The sequence below is a fragment of the Paenibacillus qinlingensis genome (genome assembly GCF_013204845.1).
GTDB classification, from domain to species: domain Bacteria; phylum Bacillota; class Bacilli; order Paenibacillales; family NBRC-103111; genus Paenibacillus_E; species Paenibacillus_E qinlingensis.
Genome location: NZ_JABMKY010000023.1, coordinates 23,155 through 37,711, shown reverse-complemented (window position 1 = coordinate 37,711; position 14,557 = coordinate 23,155). Strand labels below are relative to the sequence as shown.

Genomic DNA, 14,557 nt, shown 5'->3' with positions numbered 1-14,557 from the left:
CCGATATGAATGTAGGAGGCTTCGTCGGTTTACCCTTTCACGGCACCTGCAACAAAGCCTTTAATGAGATATTTCTGTGTAAACAAGAACAATACGATTAAGGGTAACGTCGCCAACACGCAAATGGAGAAAATCGGTCCCCAATCCACGCCACGGTCGACTTTAAATTTAAAGATCAGCGTAATCAAAGTTGGTGTATGGTTAATATCCAAGTATAACAATGGACTAATGAAATCATTCCAATACCAAAATACGGTCGTTACGAGTATCGTGCCCGTTGCCGGCAGCAACAGTGGAAAAATAATCAACCAAAAGGTGCGGAATCGTCCTGCCCCGTCGATCGAAGCCGACTCTTCCAGTTCCCTCGGAACTGATTTGATAAATCCAGTATAAACCATCGTCCCATAAGGGATTCCGCCCGCAACATACAGCAGGCACAAGTACGTGAGCGAGCTTTGCATATGAAGAATTTGCTGTAATTTAAATAAAGGAACCATGCTCGTCTGAACCGGAATAATCATGCCGGACAGGAACACATAGAACAACAATTGAAAATATCGATGTTGGTTTCTTCCAATAATATAACCCGCCATCGACGAGACGAGAATATTGATAGCGAGCGTCACCAAACAAATATAGAGAGTGTTTCCCAGAGCCTGAAACAGATGGGTCTGCTCGAATACTTTGGCGTAATTGCCGAAATACCAATGCGGGAGTTTAAGCGGTTCGTAGAACTCCGCACTCTTCTTCATACTCGCTGCGAATAGGTAGATAACCGGAAAAAGATAGAGCAGAGCCATGACTAGCAGAATTACTTCTAGCACAATAAACCCAGGCTTGCGCTTCGCTGTAAGGGAGGATTGCGTCATAGTTCTACCTCCATTTTCCGGGTAATTCTCAATTGTAACGTTGTCACGATCAGGCAAATGATCATGAAGACAATACCTGCTGCCGTCGAATAGCCATACGTTTGATTGACGAAAGCAAAATTATAAATCGCTTGAGCGATCGTCAGCGTCGCATCCCCTGGCCCCCCGTTTGTCAGTACAAACGGTAGATCGAACATTTTTAAAGAACCAACAAGACCGAAAAATGTACAAATCGTGATCACTGGCATGATCAGCGGGATAATGATATAGATGACCTTACGCCAGCCGCTGGCACCATCGATCTGCGAGGCTTCCAAAATTTCCTTGGGAATGGACTGCAGCCCCGCTAAGTAAATAACAGCTCCAAAACCGGTACCCTGCCATACGGAAATCATAATGATCATTCCAAGCGCATAATGAATACTCCCCAGCCAATCTTGCGTATACGCACCCAATCCAAGCCCCGTCTGCACGGCATTCATGACACCGTCGTATTTCAATAAGAAGTTCCACACAATCGACACGACGACCAAGCTAATAATAACGGGCAAATAAAAGGCGGTTCGCAGGATCGATTTCGTCCGAAACGGTTTGTCTAATATCAAAGCCAGAAGCAAAGAAAGCGGATTAGAGATGATGATCCCGAAGATCACGATGTACAGCGTATGAAGCCCACCATGGAGCATCGCCTGATCGTGAAATAAGTCGGTATAATTTTTCAGACCGATGAAAATAGGTTTGTTAATCCCGTCCCATTGTGTAAAGGAATAGTACAGAGAGCTAACAAACGGATAATAATTAAAAAGTAGAAATATGACGGTCGCTGGCAGCGTTAACAACAACCCAAAGCGAAACAGTTTGCGTTCATTGTTCATACGATTCTCCCCTGATTAGACAGCCAGCTGTAGCTGTGGCCGCAACCGGCTATCCTTAGAGTTTTTACTTAGTGTTCTTATTGCTTAGGAATAACGATTGTTCCTTTGTCTTTATCATAGTTCTGCTGAGCAACTGCGAGTGTATCACCGAAATCGCCACCGCCGATGACTTTCAGCACCCCGTTTTGAATCCCCGTCCAAGCTGAGCTAGCTAGGAAATTGCTGCTGTTCACGCCGATTACGGAAGCGCTGGTGTTCATTGCATTCATCACGTCCGTCATGGCTGGATTGGCGAAATCTCCTTTAATATTTTTGATACCCGGGAAAGCAACATCTTTGATGTGCACGGATAGAACGTCCTGGCTTAAAACCATGGCCACAAAATCTTTCGCCGCTTGCATATGCTGTGATTTGGCATTGACCGAAATGCTGTGGTCAGGTCCCGCTGAAAGCGCTGATTTCCCCTCTTTATTCGGCATTGCGAAGAAACCAACTTCTTGCTTCGGCATGCCTTTGTCCTTCACGTCCCCGTCCATCATCCCCGGTACCCAGTTGCCTTGAATAATCATGGCCGCTTTACCTTGCTCAAAAGCAGCCAAGCTGCCCGGCCAATCCAAGGATAGGGCATCCTTATTGAAGTAACCGCCCTTAGCCAATTGCAGGAACGCATCTGTCGTAGCTGTCATTTCTGGGCCGGTAAGCTTAGCCTTGCCATTATAGATATCGAATAGATAGTTCGGGTTAGCCACCTCGATCATGGAGTCGGCGATCACGCCAAGTGTCAATCCAATCGTCCACGCATCTTTGAATCCGGCGATAATTGGTGTCACTTTTTTGGCTTTCAGCTTTTCGTTAATGGCGATGAAGTCATCCCACGTTTTGGGTGGCTGCAAGCTGGCATCGCTAAATATTTTCTTATTATAAAATACACCGTTCACCGAGACCGTTGCTGCTGCGCCGTACAGCTTGCCATCGAAGGACTCTAACGGCTTGGTTGCATCCAGGACATTCGCCGCCCATGGCTCGTTAGACAAATCAGCCAAATATCCGGCTTTCCCGAACTGCGCGACGTTCTGACTGAAGATGACATCCGCCGCACTGCCTGCGGTAAGATCCGCCTTCAATTTATCCATGTATTTCTCCCCAATTAACGTATCCCATTGCACCTTCACATTCGGGTATTTTTCACGAAACTTCTTTTCTGCTGCTTGTTTGAAATTCGTCGATTGCGTCGTATCATCCAAGAACCAGCTGGATACCCGCAACGTGTAAGAATCGTTATTCGCATTCTTTGGAGCTTCACTGCTCGCAGTCGTTGGAGCTGCGGATTGCTTCTCGCCCGTGGAAGCTATGTTCGGCGATGGACTGGCTGTGCTGTTTCCGCAAGCTGCTAACGTCAAGGACATGGCCATTAATGCCGATATACTAACGACGAAATTCTTTTTCATTTCTAATACCCCCGCTCATAAATTTGTTTTACAAGCTTATTGTAAACGTTTTCTTATTACACTGTCTTTGCTCGATTCTCTTCAGTTTTTGTTCTTTTTTCAGATCTATTTCATTCATTCGCTCCCTCCACAATAAACTTCGAGAAATTCTTCTACCCCTTAACAGCTCCTCCCACTAGCTCCTTCCACTCGAAAATGGAAAAGAGTCGTCACTTGATCTTCCTGTAATACAACGGGGCATGTCCCGTTACCAATTTAAACACTCTGCCAAAATGGGTTACACTGCCGAAGCCAACCTTCTTGGCAATCAGACTGACTTTCATGGAGGTTTGTTCCAGCAGCTTTTTCGCTTCCTTAATCCTGACACTATTTAAATATTCCACAAACGTAAACCCTGTTGCTTCTTTAAAAAAACGGCTTAAATAATAAGGGCTTACATAAAATTTCTCCGCCAACAGATGCAGCGGCAGATCCTGCATGTAATGGTTGTTCATATAACGGACAACTTCCAAAATCCTCTCGTGCATGGGACTAGGAGTTTCCAGCGGTTCCAGCGCATTTTGTTTGACATGCCGACAGCAAATAATGAGCAGCTGCAGCACCAATGTCTGCGCAAACATCTCGAAGCCAGGCTTCTTTTCCTGCATTTCCTGCATGATACTTTGAGCTACCGACTCGATCGCAAGCTTGTCTTGCAGCGGACATTTTATGATGAAGTAGGCTTGCTCAAAAAGGGGCTGAAAGATGTCCCCGTAGGCATCATTCATCGAGGCCATCTGGCTCTCATGAATATTCACGATGAGCCGCTCATGCTTCGGCATTTCGGTATTGGTAGTCCGATGGAGGATATTCGGAGAGATGATGACGACATCCCCTTCTTCGATGATCATCGTCCGGTCCTTTATAAAAAACGTCCGTTTGCCGGACATCAAATAGAAGATTTCGTAGGTACTGTGAAAATGGTTAACCGGCATATTGTGACTTAACGCTTTGCGATAAGATACGGAGAAGGAACCTTGTCCGTTATCGAATTGAAAATCTTCCATGTTCTACTCCGCCCTTCACTCCGTTTGCCATTTATTATACGCCTCTCAACATATCCTGCAAGATATAAGAAGAAATTACGTATTCCCGCAATAAATGTACATTTTCCTCTGCTAAAATAAGCTTAAGTACACGAAGGAGGAATGAGCCCGAATGCAAGCTTCTGAACGTAATATCCAAGACACCACCACCAATCCCTATGTAAAATCTCCTATTCAATGGGCGGAGGCAGCGTGTGAGGCGCTAATGACCAAATTTGAACCCGAACAGCTTCCCCCAGACCGTTTCCACTATCATCAGGGTGTCTTTCTTTCCGGTATGGAAAAGTGCTGGAGGGAAACCAATGATGATAAATACTATACGTATATCAAACGATGGGTAGACAGTCAGATTCTTGCCGATGGCAGCATCAAAAAATATAACCCGGAAGAATTAGATGATATTCAACCTGGCGTACTGCTCTTTAATCTATATGAACAAACTGGCGATGAACGCTATAAGAAAGCCTTGCACACGCTGGTTCCCCTTTTAAAATCATGGAAAACCAATCCGTCCGGTGGTTTCTGGCATAAGGAGCGTTATCCGAATCAAATGTGGCTGGACGGCTTATATATGGCAGGACCGATTGCCGCGCAGTTCGGTAAAACCTTCGACGAAGCTGAGTACTTCGACATGATGACCTATCAAGCTATTCTCATGGAGAAGCATACCAAGGACCCTAACACTGGCCTGCTTTACCACGGTTGGGATGAAACTAAAGCTGCTGCTTGGGCTGATCCCGTAACAGGCTTAGCACCGGAATTCTGGGGCCGTGCGATCGGCTGGTATCCCGTTGCTTTGCTGGAAATGTTCGAGTACCTTCCTGCGGACCATAAAGATAAAGCTGAGTTAACGAGCATCCTTCAAGACCTGCTCATCGCTCTAATTCCCTATCAAGATGCTGCCACAGGCTTATGGTATCAGGTTGTGGACAAAGGAGAAGTGGCAGATAATTGGCTGGAAAACTCCTGCACAGCTTTGTATGTACACGCCATTGCCAAAGCCGTGAGATTCGGCTATTTGGATGCCAAGTATTTGACCTATGCGTGGAAAGGCTATCAAGGGGTTATTGATACGCTGAAGTTCGATGAGAACGGTCATGTGATCATTGGCCAGATCTGCATCGGTACAGGAATCGGTGACTACGCCCACTACATCGCGCGTCCTACAAGCGAGAACGATTTGCATGGCGCTGGCGCATTTATCCTGATGTGCGTGGAAATGAGCTTAGCGGCGCAGGAGTAATCTCGCAGTAAAAAGAGGAGCTAAGCGGCTTAAATAGCGCTTAGCTCCTTTGCTTTTGGTCTCCTCCAGAGGCATGGGGGGATAGTTGGACTACTCCCATGCACCCATAGTTCGAAATTGCCGAATTAATCTCACTTTCCGCGCCATTTATTCTTAGTTAGTCCGAAATAACCCAACTAAATCGCCCCAAACAACCTTTAAGAATCAGTTTCCCACGATTTCAGCACCGCTTATACCGAAGGAATTCAGAGACTAAATAGTTAATAATTTCTTCACTTCTCAAAATCTAGCATTTCCTTTATACTAAAAGACAGATTTATTAACCATTGTTCTATTAATTAGTAGGAGGAATTTTTAACACATGAAAAAAACATTTACGACCCGCCTTACTGCTATGGCTCTTGTAACCGTTCTCACTGGCTCCTTCGCTAGCTCTCTAGCATTTGCCGAAACAGCCGCACCAACTTCACCTATCTCAATGAAATCCGATATGCGTCTTGCCATTGATAACGGCGTTGTCGAGGGTTACGGCGATACAGACTATCGTGGTACCAATGCCGCTACTCGCGCTGAAGTGGTAACGATGATTAACCGCGCTGCCAAGCTTCAAAGTGCTGATCCTAGTACGGTTACGTTCACGGACCTTGCGACTTGGCAAAAACAAGCAGTTGCGAATGCCGTTGCAGCTAAACTGATTAGCGGCTTTGCTGATGGTACTTTTCATCCGAATGCTGCCGTGACTCGTCAAGAGCTTGCTGAGTTAATTGTGAAAGTCGTAACTGGCGGCCAACTGCCACAAGTAAATGAAAATGTGTTGAACTACTTCAAAGACTCCGCATCAATCGCCAAAGACTCCCGTCCCTATGTCGCTTATGCTGTCATTAGCGGAATCTTCACACCTACGCTCGACGGTAACTTCAACCCTACCGCTGAAGTCACACGTGATGAAGTCGCTAAGGCGCTTAAGCCTATTTTATTTAAAGTGGTTGATATTTTAACAACGAACGATATTCACGGTAAAATCGAAGTCGGCTTCGATAAAAAGCGCAATCAAGGTCAAGGCGGTATCGAAACTTTCGGTGGCATTGTATCCGATTTCCGTGCTGTGAATCCCAAAGGAACCGTTGTCGTTGACGGTGGAGACGCTTGGCAGGGTACGCTGATTTCCAATACAACGAATGGTCAATCCGTGATGGATACGATGGCGCAAGTGCAATATGATGCTGCGGCCATCGGAAATCATGAATTCGACTTCGGTCGTGACGTTCTGATCGATAATATTAAGAGGGCTAAATTTCCTATCCTTGGCGCTAATATTATGGATGCTCAGACAGGTAAACGCGTTGACTGGACACAGCCCTATGTCATTGTTGAAAAAGATGGTCTGAAAATCGGTATTATCGGCTTCGCAACGCCACAAACGACGACAACTACAAAATCAACGAACATCGAAGGCCTTTCTTTTGTAAATCCAGTTCCTTTGGCCAAAGAATTATCAGCCGAGCTTCGCGCGAAAGGCGTCGATATCATCATGGTTACTTCCCACCTCCCAGGTGAGCAAAACCAGAAATCCGCTGAAATCATCAGTGATCTTGCTGATCTTGCAAAAGGCACGGGAAATGGCACATTAGATGCGATTGTTGGTGGTCACTCCCACATGCGTGTAGCCGGAATCGTAAATGGCATTCCAGTGGTTGAGGCTCAAAGCTGGCTATATGCGGTTGGGCACATTCAACTCTTTGTAGACAAATCCACCAAGCAAGTCGTATCCTCCAATGCAAGCTTGCTAGAAACATACACCAACTTAACGACGGCTGACGCGAAAATTCACCAAACCGTTGAAGACTATAAAGCCAAAATTTCTGACAAATCCGGTGAAGTAGAAGTCGTAGTTGCAGAGCCGCTAAATCGTAAATCTTTCCGCTTTGAAGCGAATGGCGGGGCGGATCGCGACGGAGCAACACAGTTAGGGAACAGCATCACTGATGCTATGCGTGCTTCTGAGAAATCCGATATTGCTTTCACGAATATTGGCGGTATTCGAACCGATATTGACAAAGGTGAGCTAACTTACAGCGAAATGTTCGAAGTACTTCCTTTTGGCAATTACAACGTAACGGGTACAATGACTGCTGCTCAAATCAAAAAAGCACTAGAAGTTACGGACAAGTATACAAACCTGCCAGCTATTCAATTCTCAGGTTTGAAGGTTGAATGGGATAATAAGAAGCCACTTGGTGAGAAATATGCCAAAATCACTTTGGCAGATGGCACTCCGATCTATGTCGATGGCAAGTTCAATACCGACCGTACGTTCAAAGTAACAACCAATGATTTCATGGCTACTGGCACTGGCGATGGCTTTACGGTATTTGGTGAAGTAAAGGATTGGAAAGATGGCGCCATCATGCTGGATGCCTGGGTCAATCACGTCAATTCCCTGAAGGCTGCGGGTAAAGAGCTATCGGTCCAAGACGATGGTCGCGATGTGCGTTTGGATTTGAAGAAATAAGCCATTATTATATTATTAATCCCATTAAATGAGAAAAGACCTTTTGTCCGCATCCAGCTATGGATTGGGTAAAAGGTCTTTCTTGTCTCTATGCGTGCAAATCTCGTTTATTAAAGGATACATACGTGACAACCGTTAGGCCGACAATGACGACGATGGAAATACTAACATAAGCGGCATCGAATCCACCGCCATACATGATATTCTTCGCCTCATAAAATTTAAACGGGGTTACATATTTCAAGAATGCCAATTTATCGTTGAAATCAATAGCAATGGATAAGATAAAAGTGATGAGCATGATGCCTGTGGCCAATGAGGCGGCTTTTTTGGCATTTCGATAAACAGCCGCAATCGATGTTCCAATGGCTAGAAAGAGCATCTGCAAAATAAACATCCCCAGCATGACGATGGCGATATCACCGTTGACCGCCTCACCTTTGCTATAAGCGCCAACAATCAAGATACTCGAAATCCATGAGACGAGGTTAAAAATAACAATGTTTACGATAGCACTTAGCAGCTTCCAGGTTATAATTTGATTTCTAGACAATGGCTTCACGAATAGAAATTCTGCCGTCTTATCCCGCTCTTCCTTCGCGATGATATTGGCGCCCAGCATCGCCGCGTGAATCGTTGCCATCAACAAGAAATATAGGACTAGGATGCCAAAATAACCGCTAGCCTTCGATAAATCTAACGCGCCACCACCCATGATCACTTGGAGGGATTTCGGCATTTCTGCCATAAGATCATTAATCTGTCCGTTCGCTGCCGTTGCTTGATACTTGTTCATGCCACTTGCAATTAGAAAAATGAGCCCTAGACTCCAAAAAATCATCGATTTCCGATACGTTTTCAGTTCTCGCCAAAAAATATTCAATGACTATTCCCTCCTCTCACCCGCTTTATACGGCATGAACGTCTTTCTTCGTGTAAATGAAATAGCTCGCCACAATCGACACGACAATAATCACGATAGCTGCAATGACATAGGGGACTTCATAACTCGCATGTGTAAGCATGTACGTCCCGCTAAAGTATTTGAATGGCGAGAAATACCGCTTAGCCCCCTCCCCATCTACGGCAACGATCATTCCGATAACGAAAAAAGCAAACACCGTACCCAAACTAATGGATAAGACCGCTTTGATTTTAGAAAACACGACGGAAATGATGAATCCAATAGCAAGAAACATGAGCTGGATGAACAGAAGCGTGAATGAGATCAATAGAAAAGTGCTCACATCGAAATCGACCGTTTTGACTTGAAGCGCCATTAGATAGGCTGCCCCCATATAAATGATACACGTGATCACTAAGGAAGCAACAGCCGCTAATAACTTGGAAGTCACAATTTTCGTCCGCGTTACGGGCTTCGTAAGCAGAAAGTCTGCTGTTTTCTCACGAACTTCCTTCGAGAGTATGGACGTTCCCAACACCATGGCTTGAATGGCTCCGCAAAGTGTAATGTACATAAAGATATACACATAGAATCCGAGTAGCGTACCGAACGTTTCGATTTGAATACCAAGCGCTTTCCTAACACCTTCGGGATACCCTTCTAATACCTTAGAGAACTCAGCAAAATCCTTAGAAACCGAAGGGAAAAGGGATAAGAATAAGACGATGACCGCAATTAGGGAGCACGTCCACGTGATCGTGGATTTTCGATAAGCTCGCAATTCATGAAGGAAAATATTCATTCCGCTTTAAGCCTCCTTCTCATAGTAGTGCATAAAGATCTCCTCTAAATCAGGCTCTTCGATCCATAGATTATCGATTTCAATTTGGGCAATTTTTTGCATAACTTGATTGATGTTCCCTTTAAATAAAAAGCTGGTTATCTGGCCTTGGACATCAATGTTGTTGACTCCTGTCATCCTGAAGAAATTAGGGTCGAGCGCTTCGGCAGTGTCAATTTTAAATCGCTTAAAATTGTTTTCTTTTAACGTGCTAATCTTCTCAACGGTTACAATTCTACCTTCCTTAATAATCGCGACTCGATCACAAAGTCTCTGTACTTCACTCAATATATGAGAGGAAAAAAGAATCGTAGCTCCCCTTTTGTTCTGTTGTTCGAGCAATTCGAAAAATTTCTGCTGCATGAGCGGATCGAGTCCACTTGTCGGTTCATCCAGAATTATAAGCTTAGGATCATGCAGCAGACCTTGAACGATGCCCACCTTCTTTTTATTCCCCAGGGACAGATCATCAATTTTCTTCGTAACATCCAAATCCATGATTTCAGCAAGCTCTTTGATTCTTTTGGTACAATCTTTCTTGTAAAAGCTAGCCGAATACTTGAGAAGGTCGATCACCTTCATGTTGTCATAATAGAATACCTCTGACGGTAAATAGCCGATCTCTTTCTTAATTTCTGGCGCAAACTGGATGCAATCCTTCCCAAAAATTTTGGCGCTGCCGCTTGTTGGAAAAATCAGAGATAGCAGCGTTCGAATCGTTGTTGATTTCCCAGCCCCATTCGGTCCAATAAACCCAAAGATTTCCCCTTCTTCGATTGTAAAACTAACATCGGTAATCCCTCTTGCGTTCCCATAGGTTTTGGTCAGATTGTTGATTTCAATGGCATGCATCGCGCATCCTCCTTATGGTATATATGTAATTTTTTAGACGAAAGACAAGCAAAAAAAGCCCTAAGCATAGAGAATCTCTACGCTCGGGCTTCTTCACATAAGAAGGCGAGTGTGCGGTTCTCTCTCAATGCACCTACGAGGTTAGCTGTCGGATTCGGACTTGAGAGCGTCCTACCTAATGCTGGCGAGCATTAGGATTCACCCCATGAAGCCAAGTATTGCTTGAACGGCTTCGATTGGTTCCCCCGTTTCCCCTACTGGGAATTAAGTGGTTTCTTTTCACAAAAAATCAACTTGTCGTAATGAATCTTACGCCGTTCTCCAACGAATGTAAAACGTAAATTCGCCTTTAATTAATGCAGATTTGACTTTAACAGTTGATGAAAGCGTATACATTTAGGGGTGACGTTGATTATCCCATACTTTGCTACCTATTAGTACTCTTTAGAAAATACAGTCCTGTGGCGTCGCGATCTCAGATAATTACATCAATTAGACTCATGAAAAATCGAAGAACCCTTCAATAATTTGAAGGGTTCCTGATGTGTAACAGAGCCCACTATCTTCTAGATCCAAATTCACATCGCTATGAAATCTGGACAATACTGGGAAGGTTGTTTCCCTAGTACCAAAAGGGCATCAAACTTCGGTGAAAACAAGCTTGGAGGATCGCTAGAGAACACGCCACACTCTACTGCTGATTGCGTTTGGCCTCTACGCCAAGAGCAAGAGATCCTCTCAAACCTGAATTCGTTCCTAAACCAGGAGGCACAATGTACGTATGAATATTCTCCAATAAGGATTCAGTTCGGATGTAACCATTTAAGATTTTTTGAACATGAGCATGAATCAATGGAAATAAATGTGCTTGCTGCATCACGCCGCCACCTAGAATAATCTTCTTCGGCGACATCATTAATATCGTGGAACTAATGGATTGTGCTAAGTAGTAAGCTTCCAAATCCCAAGCTGGGTGGTCGACGGGCAACTCACTGCCTTTCACTCCCCAACGCTGTTCGATGGCTGGACCCGCGGCCATTCCCTCTAAGCAATCACCATGATAGGGGCATGTCCCCTGAAAGCTATCCCCCGAATGGGGTCTGATCATCACATGACCACCTTCAGGATGAACAAGGCCATGAACTAAGCGGCCCTCCATATACACACCAACGCCAATTCCAGTGCCGACCGTATAGTAAACACAACTATCAAGACCTTGAGCAGCTCCCCACTTGGCTTCCCCGAAAGCGGCGGCGTTGACATCCGTGTCCCATCCGTAAGGGACATCGAAGGATTCTCTCAATTTCCCCAATACATCATAGTTGGCCCACCCTGGCTTAGGCGTCGTTGTGATATAGCCATAAGATGAGCTGGTTGGATCGACATTTATAGGCCCAAATGATCCGATGCCAATCGCTGCCACATTTTTATCAGTAAAATAATCGATTACCTTCTGCAATGTCTGCTCGGGATGTTCCGTTGGAAAACTAATCCGATCTTCAATGATACCTTCTTCATTTCCGATACCACAAACGAACTTGGTTCCCCCTGCTTCGATGGCTCCATAACGCACGATGTCATTCCTCCTAGAAAGTTTCTATGAAGTCGATTTTATCACAACCGTTTCGCCTAGAGATAGTCGAATTTTCCAACTGTCTCACTCCCATTGGCTCCGTTTCCTGCGAATTCAACTATGAAACTTATGAAAGCCTCATGACCTCTGTCAGCATCAGGATTGGCAGCGCTTGACCGTAGGTCATGGGACAAATTTCAATCCTGCGGTATGCGTCCAGGGTCTCTCCCATTCCTGTTCCATAAGATACACCTTGTACGGTTCCATCTTCGGAAATTTGAGAGATTACCGCTTCGGCAGCTTTGCGCCCCATATGGAGGTAACGAGCGTCCAGATAGCCCAAACGCACGGCCTTTAGAATCCCATAGGAGAAACCTGCCGTCGCAGATGTTTCCACATACGATGAGGGATCATCCAGCAGGGTGTGCCACATGCCGTCTTGGTGCTGCAGCTTTTCTAGTGCAGCCACCTGCGCTTGCAAGGCATCTAAAAGGAAGCGTTCCACACCCGGATCAAGGTCGTCTACAATATCCAGATAATCCACTACACCCGCTGTATACCAGCAATTTCCCCGAGCCCAGAGCGCTTCAGCAAAATGGTGACGACCCTCAAAGCTCCAGCCGTGATACCAGAGTCCGGTTTTGCGGTCTGTTAAATATTTGATATGAACGAGGAATTGCCGTACCGATTCTGCCAAATAGTCCTCTCGTCCAAATAGCTTGCCTGCTCTAGCTAAGAAGAGCACCGTCATGAACAAGGTATCATCCCACAGTTGACCTTCGTTGACGTTCCCGGAAACGATGTGTTGCAACCCATTTTCCTCTGTGCGAGGCATCTCCTCCATGATCCATTTCGCCCACTCCCGGCAAAGGTCCAAGAAGTCTTCACGGCCTGTTTCCTCGGCAAGAAAGCTTAATGTCAACATGGGACAGAGCGTATTCACATTCTTTTCCGGCAATCCCCTGCTAATATTATGCTCAAACCACGCCACAAGGAAATCCCGTACATCGGCATCCCCTGTTTCCCGGTAGTACTTGTACAGGCCATACAAACCTACGCCTTGGGCCCATTCCCACGTATCCATCGCGATAATACTGATCGGGCATTCCTCCACAAGTCCTGTTTCGTTGCCCAAGTGCTTCATCCTGTAGGCTACTTTGTTAATTAGCGCGCTAACGGCGGCTTTATCCATATGAAATCATCCTTCCTTCTGATCTTTCAAGCCCATTATAAGAAAAGAAAGAATCGCCATTCTTGCATTATTGGACGGATTACATGCATTTTTGTGATATTCTTAAACAAGGTAACTAAGATGCGGACTTACAAGGAGCAGGGACCGATACGATGGTATATAAAAAGGTTAAAAACGCCTATACCGAGAATGTGCGGTTAGAGCATAACTTCGGAGCCGACTGGCATATGGACTATTATCACTTTCATAATGTTTATGAGATCTATCTCGCCGTAACGGAAGGAGCGGAGTTCTGGGTGGGAGATCAGCAATACCTGCTGGCTCCAAACGATCTACTTTTACTCACCACCAGCGACATGCACCGCTCCATTATTCATGACAGGGAACATTTCGAACGCTATATTCTTTATTTCAACCCCTTTTATATGAGTGTTATGAATACTGCCAGCACTAATCTACTGACGTGCTTTGCTCGTAGAAGCGCCTCCAATCTCTATCGAATTCGTTTGTGCAGCAGCGATGCTGATAAACTGGTTGATTTGTTCCATGAGTTGAAGTTCTTGCAGGAACAAACCGACTTTGCCGCCGATGTGAAAGTTAAATTGCATGTAGCCCACATTCTAATTCAACTGGAAGCAATGACACGAGACGAACATACCGGGCCAGAAAAAAGTGGAATTTCAAATGCCACATCCCCACTGATCACGCCAATTATGACTTACATAGACACCCATTACGCAGAAGTCATCACGACAGACATGATCACCGAGCATTTTTATATCAACCGCCATCGGCTTAACGAATTATTCCGTGATGTGACAGGGCTCTCCTTCCATCAATATGTGGTGCAGTTGCGTATTATCAAAGCCAAGGAGCTCCTCGAGAAGGGGGATATATCTACCACTCAGGCATGCTATGCGTGCGGATTTAACGACTACTCCCACTTTATCCGCACCTTTCGCACGCTGGTCGGCATGCCGCCGGGCAAATACGCCAAGCAAGCTTCCGTTAGCAAATTCCTGCATGGAGCGAAGTAAAAACAATGGTGATGTACTGCCTTCCAGCTCCCTAATATAAACCTTACAGCAACAATTTTTTGGACAACTGCAACCTATTCGTACCAACCTCCGTCTGATGGTTTGTCAACATGATTGACGCTACAT

General features: G+C 45.2%; 12 protein-coding genes and 1 riboswitch. Of the genes, 3 read left to right on the top strand and 9 right to left on the bottom strand.

Features of this window, described 5'->3' with window-relative positions:
- Positions 1 to 29 precede the first annotated feature (29 nt).
- From HQN88_RS29285 to HQN88_RS29270, 4 genes are all read right to left on the bottom strand, one after another.
- Positions 30 to 869 carry a carbohydrate ABC transporter permease gene (locus tag HQN88_RS29285; protein ID WP_173119125.1) on the bottom strand — a complete coding sequence of 280 codons (840 nt, stop codon included), beginning with the start codon at positions 867 to 869 and terminating at the stop codon, positions 30 to 32.
- Positions 866 to 1,744, bottom strand: a complete 879-nt coding sequence (locus HQN88_RS29280; RefSeq protein WP_173119124.1) for a carbohydrate ABC transporter permease — start codon at positions 1,742 to 1,744, stop codon at positions 866 to 868. The genes HQN88_RS29285 and HQN88_RS29280 overlap by 4 nt, the downstream gene beginning before the upstream one ends.
- A 77-nt stretch (positions 1,745 to 1,821) precedes the next feature.
- On the bottom strand, positions 1,822 to 3,192 hold the full coding sequence (locus HQN88_RS29275; protein WP_173119123.1) for an ABC transporter substrate-binding protein: 1,371 nt from the start codon (positions 3,190 to 3,192) through the stop codon (positions 1,822 to 1,824).
- Between the two features lie 209 nt (positions 3,193 to 3,401).
- Entirely contained in the window at positions 3,402 to 4,238 is an 837-nt protein-coding gene (locus HQN88_RS29270) for an AraC family transcriptional regulator (RefSeq protein ID WP_173119122.1), read from the bottom strand.
- 151 nt (positions 4,239 to 4,389) lie between these two features.
- Here HQN88_RS29270 and HQN88_RS29265 point away from each other — a divergent pair, with 151 nt between their 5' ends.
- Both HQN88_RS29265 and HQN88_RS29260 read left to right on the top strand, forming a co-directional pair.
- A complete protein-coding gene (locus tag HQN88_RS29265) occupies positions 4,390 to 5,520 on the top strand; it encodes a glycoside hydrolase family 88/105 protein (protein ID WP_173119121.1) in 1,131 nt (376 codons plus the stop codon).
- 361 nt (positions 5,521 to 5,881) lie between these two features.
- Entirely contained in the window at positions 5,882 to 8,032 is a 2,151-nt protein-coding gene (locus tag HQN88_RS29260; RefSeq protein ID WP_173119120.1) for a 5'-nucleotidase C-terminal domain-containing protein, read from the top strand.
- A gap of 88 nt (positions 8,033 to 8,120) precedes the next feature.
- Here HQN88_RS29260 and HQN88_RS29255 read toward each other — a convergent pair whose 3' ends face one another.
- From HQN88_RS29255 to bglB, 5 genes are all read right to left on the bottom strand, one after another.
- Positions 8,121 to 8,915: an ABC transporter permease subunit gene (locus HQN88_RS29255; RefSeq protein ID WP_173119119.1), complete on the bottom strand. Its 795-nt coding sequence runs from the start codon at positions 8,913 to 8,915 to the stop codon at positions 8,121 to 8,123.
- Positions 8,916 to 8,940: 25 nt separating this feature from the next.
- Positions 8,941 to 9,738: an ABC transporter permease subunit gene (locus tag HQN88_RS29250; protein ID WP_173119118.1), complete on the bottom strand. Its 798-nt coding sequence runs from the start codon at positions 9,736 to 9,738 to the stop codon at positions 8,941 to 8,943.
- 6 nt (positions 9,739 to 9,744) lie between these two features.
- Positions 9,745 to 10,629: an ABC transporter ATP-binding protein gene (locus HQN88_RS29245; protein ID WP_173119117.1), complete on the bottom strand. Its 885-nt coding sequence runs from the start codon at positions 10,627 to 10,629 to the stop codon at positions 9,745 to 9,747.
- A gap of 114 nt (positions 10,630 to 10,743) precedes the next feature.
- A riboswitch (cyclic di-AMP (ydaO/yuaA leader) is annotated at positions 10,744 to 10,910 on the bottom strand.
- A gap of 410 nt (positions 10,911 to 11,320) precedes the next feature.
- Positions 11,321 to 12,202 (bottom strand): ROK family protein, encoded by an 882-nt coding sequence (locus tag HQN88_RS29240; protein WP_173119116.1) that lies wholly within the window; start codon positions 12,200 to 12,202, stop codon positions 11,321 to 11,323.
- A 127-nt stretch (positions 12,203 to 12,329) separates the two neighbouring features.
- Positions 12,330 to 13,394: a beta-galactosidase BglB gene (bglB, locus tag HQN88_RS29235; RefSeq protein WP_173119115.1), complete on the bottom strand. Its 1,065-nt coding sequence runs from the start codon at positions 13,392 to 13,394 to the stop codon at positions 12,330 to 12,332.
- A gap of 152 nt (positions 13,395 to 13,546) precedes the next feature.
- On the opposite strand from bglB, the gene HQN88_RS29230 reads away from it, so the two are divergent.
- Positions 13,547 to 14,431 carry a helix-turn-helix transcriptional regulator gene (locus HQN88_RS29230; protein WP_173119114.1) on the top strand — a complete coding sequence of 295 codons (885 nt, stop codon included), beginning with the start codon at positions 13,547 to 13,549 and terminating at the stop codon, positions 14,429 to 14,431.
- The last annotated feature ends 126 nt before the right edge of the window (positions 14,432 to 14,557 follow it).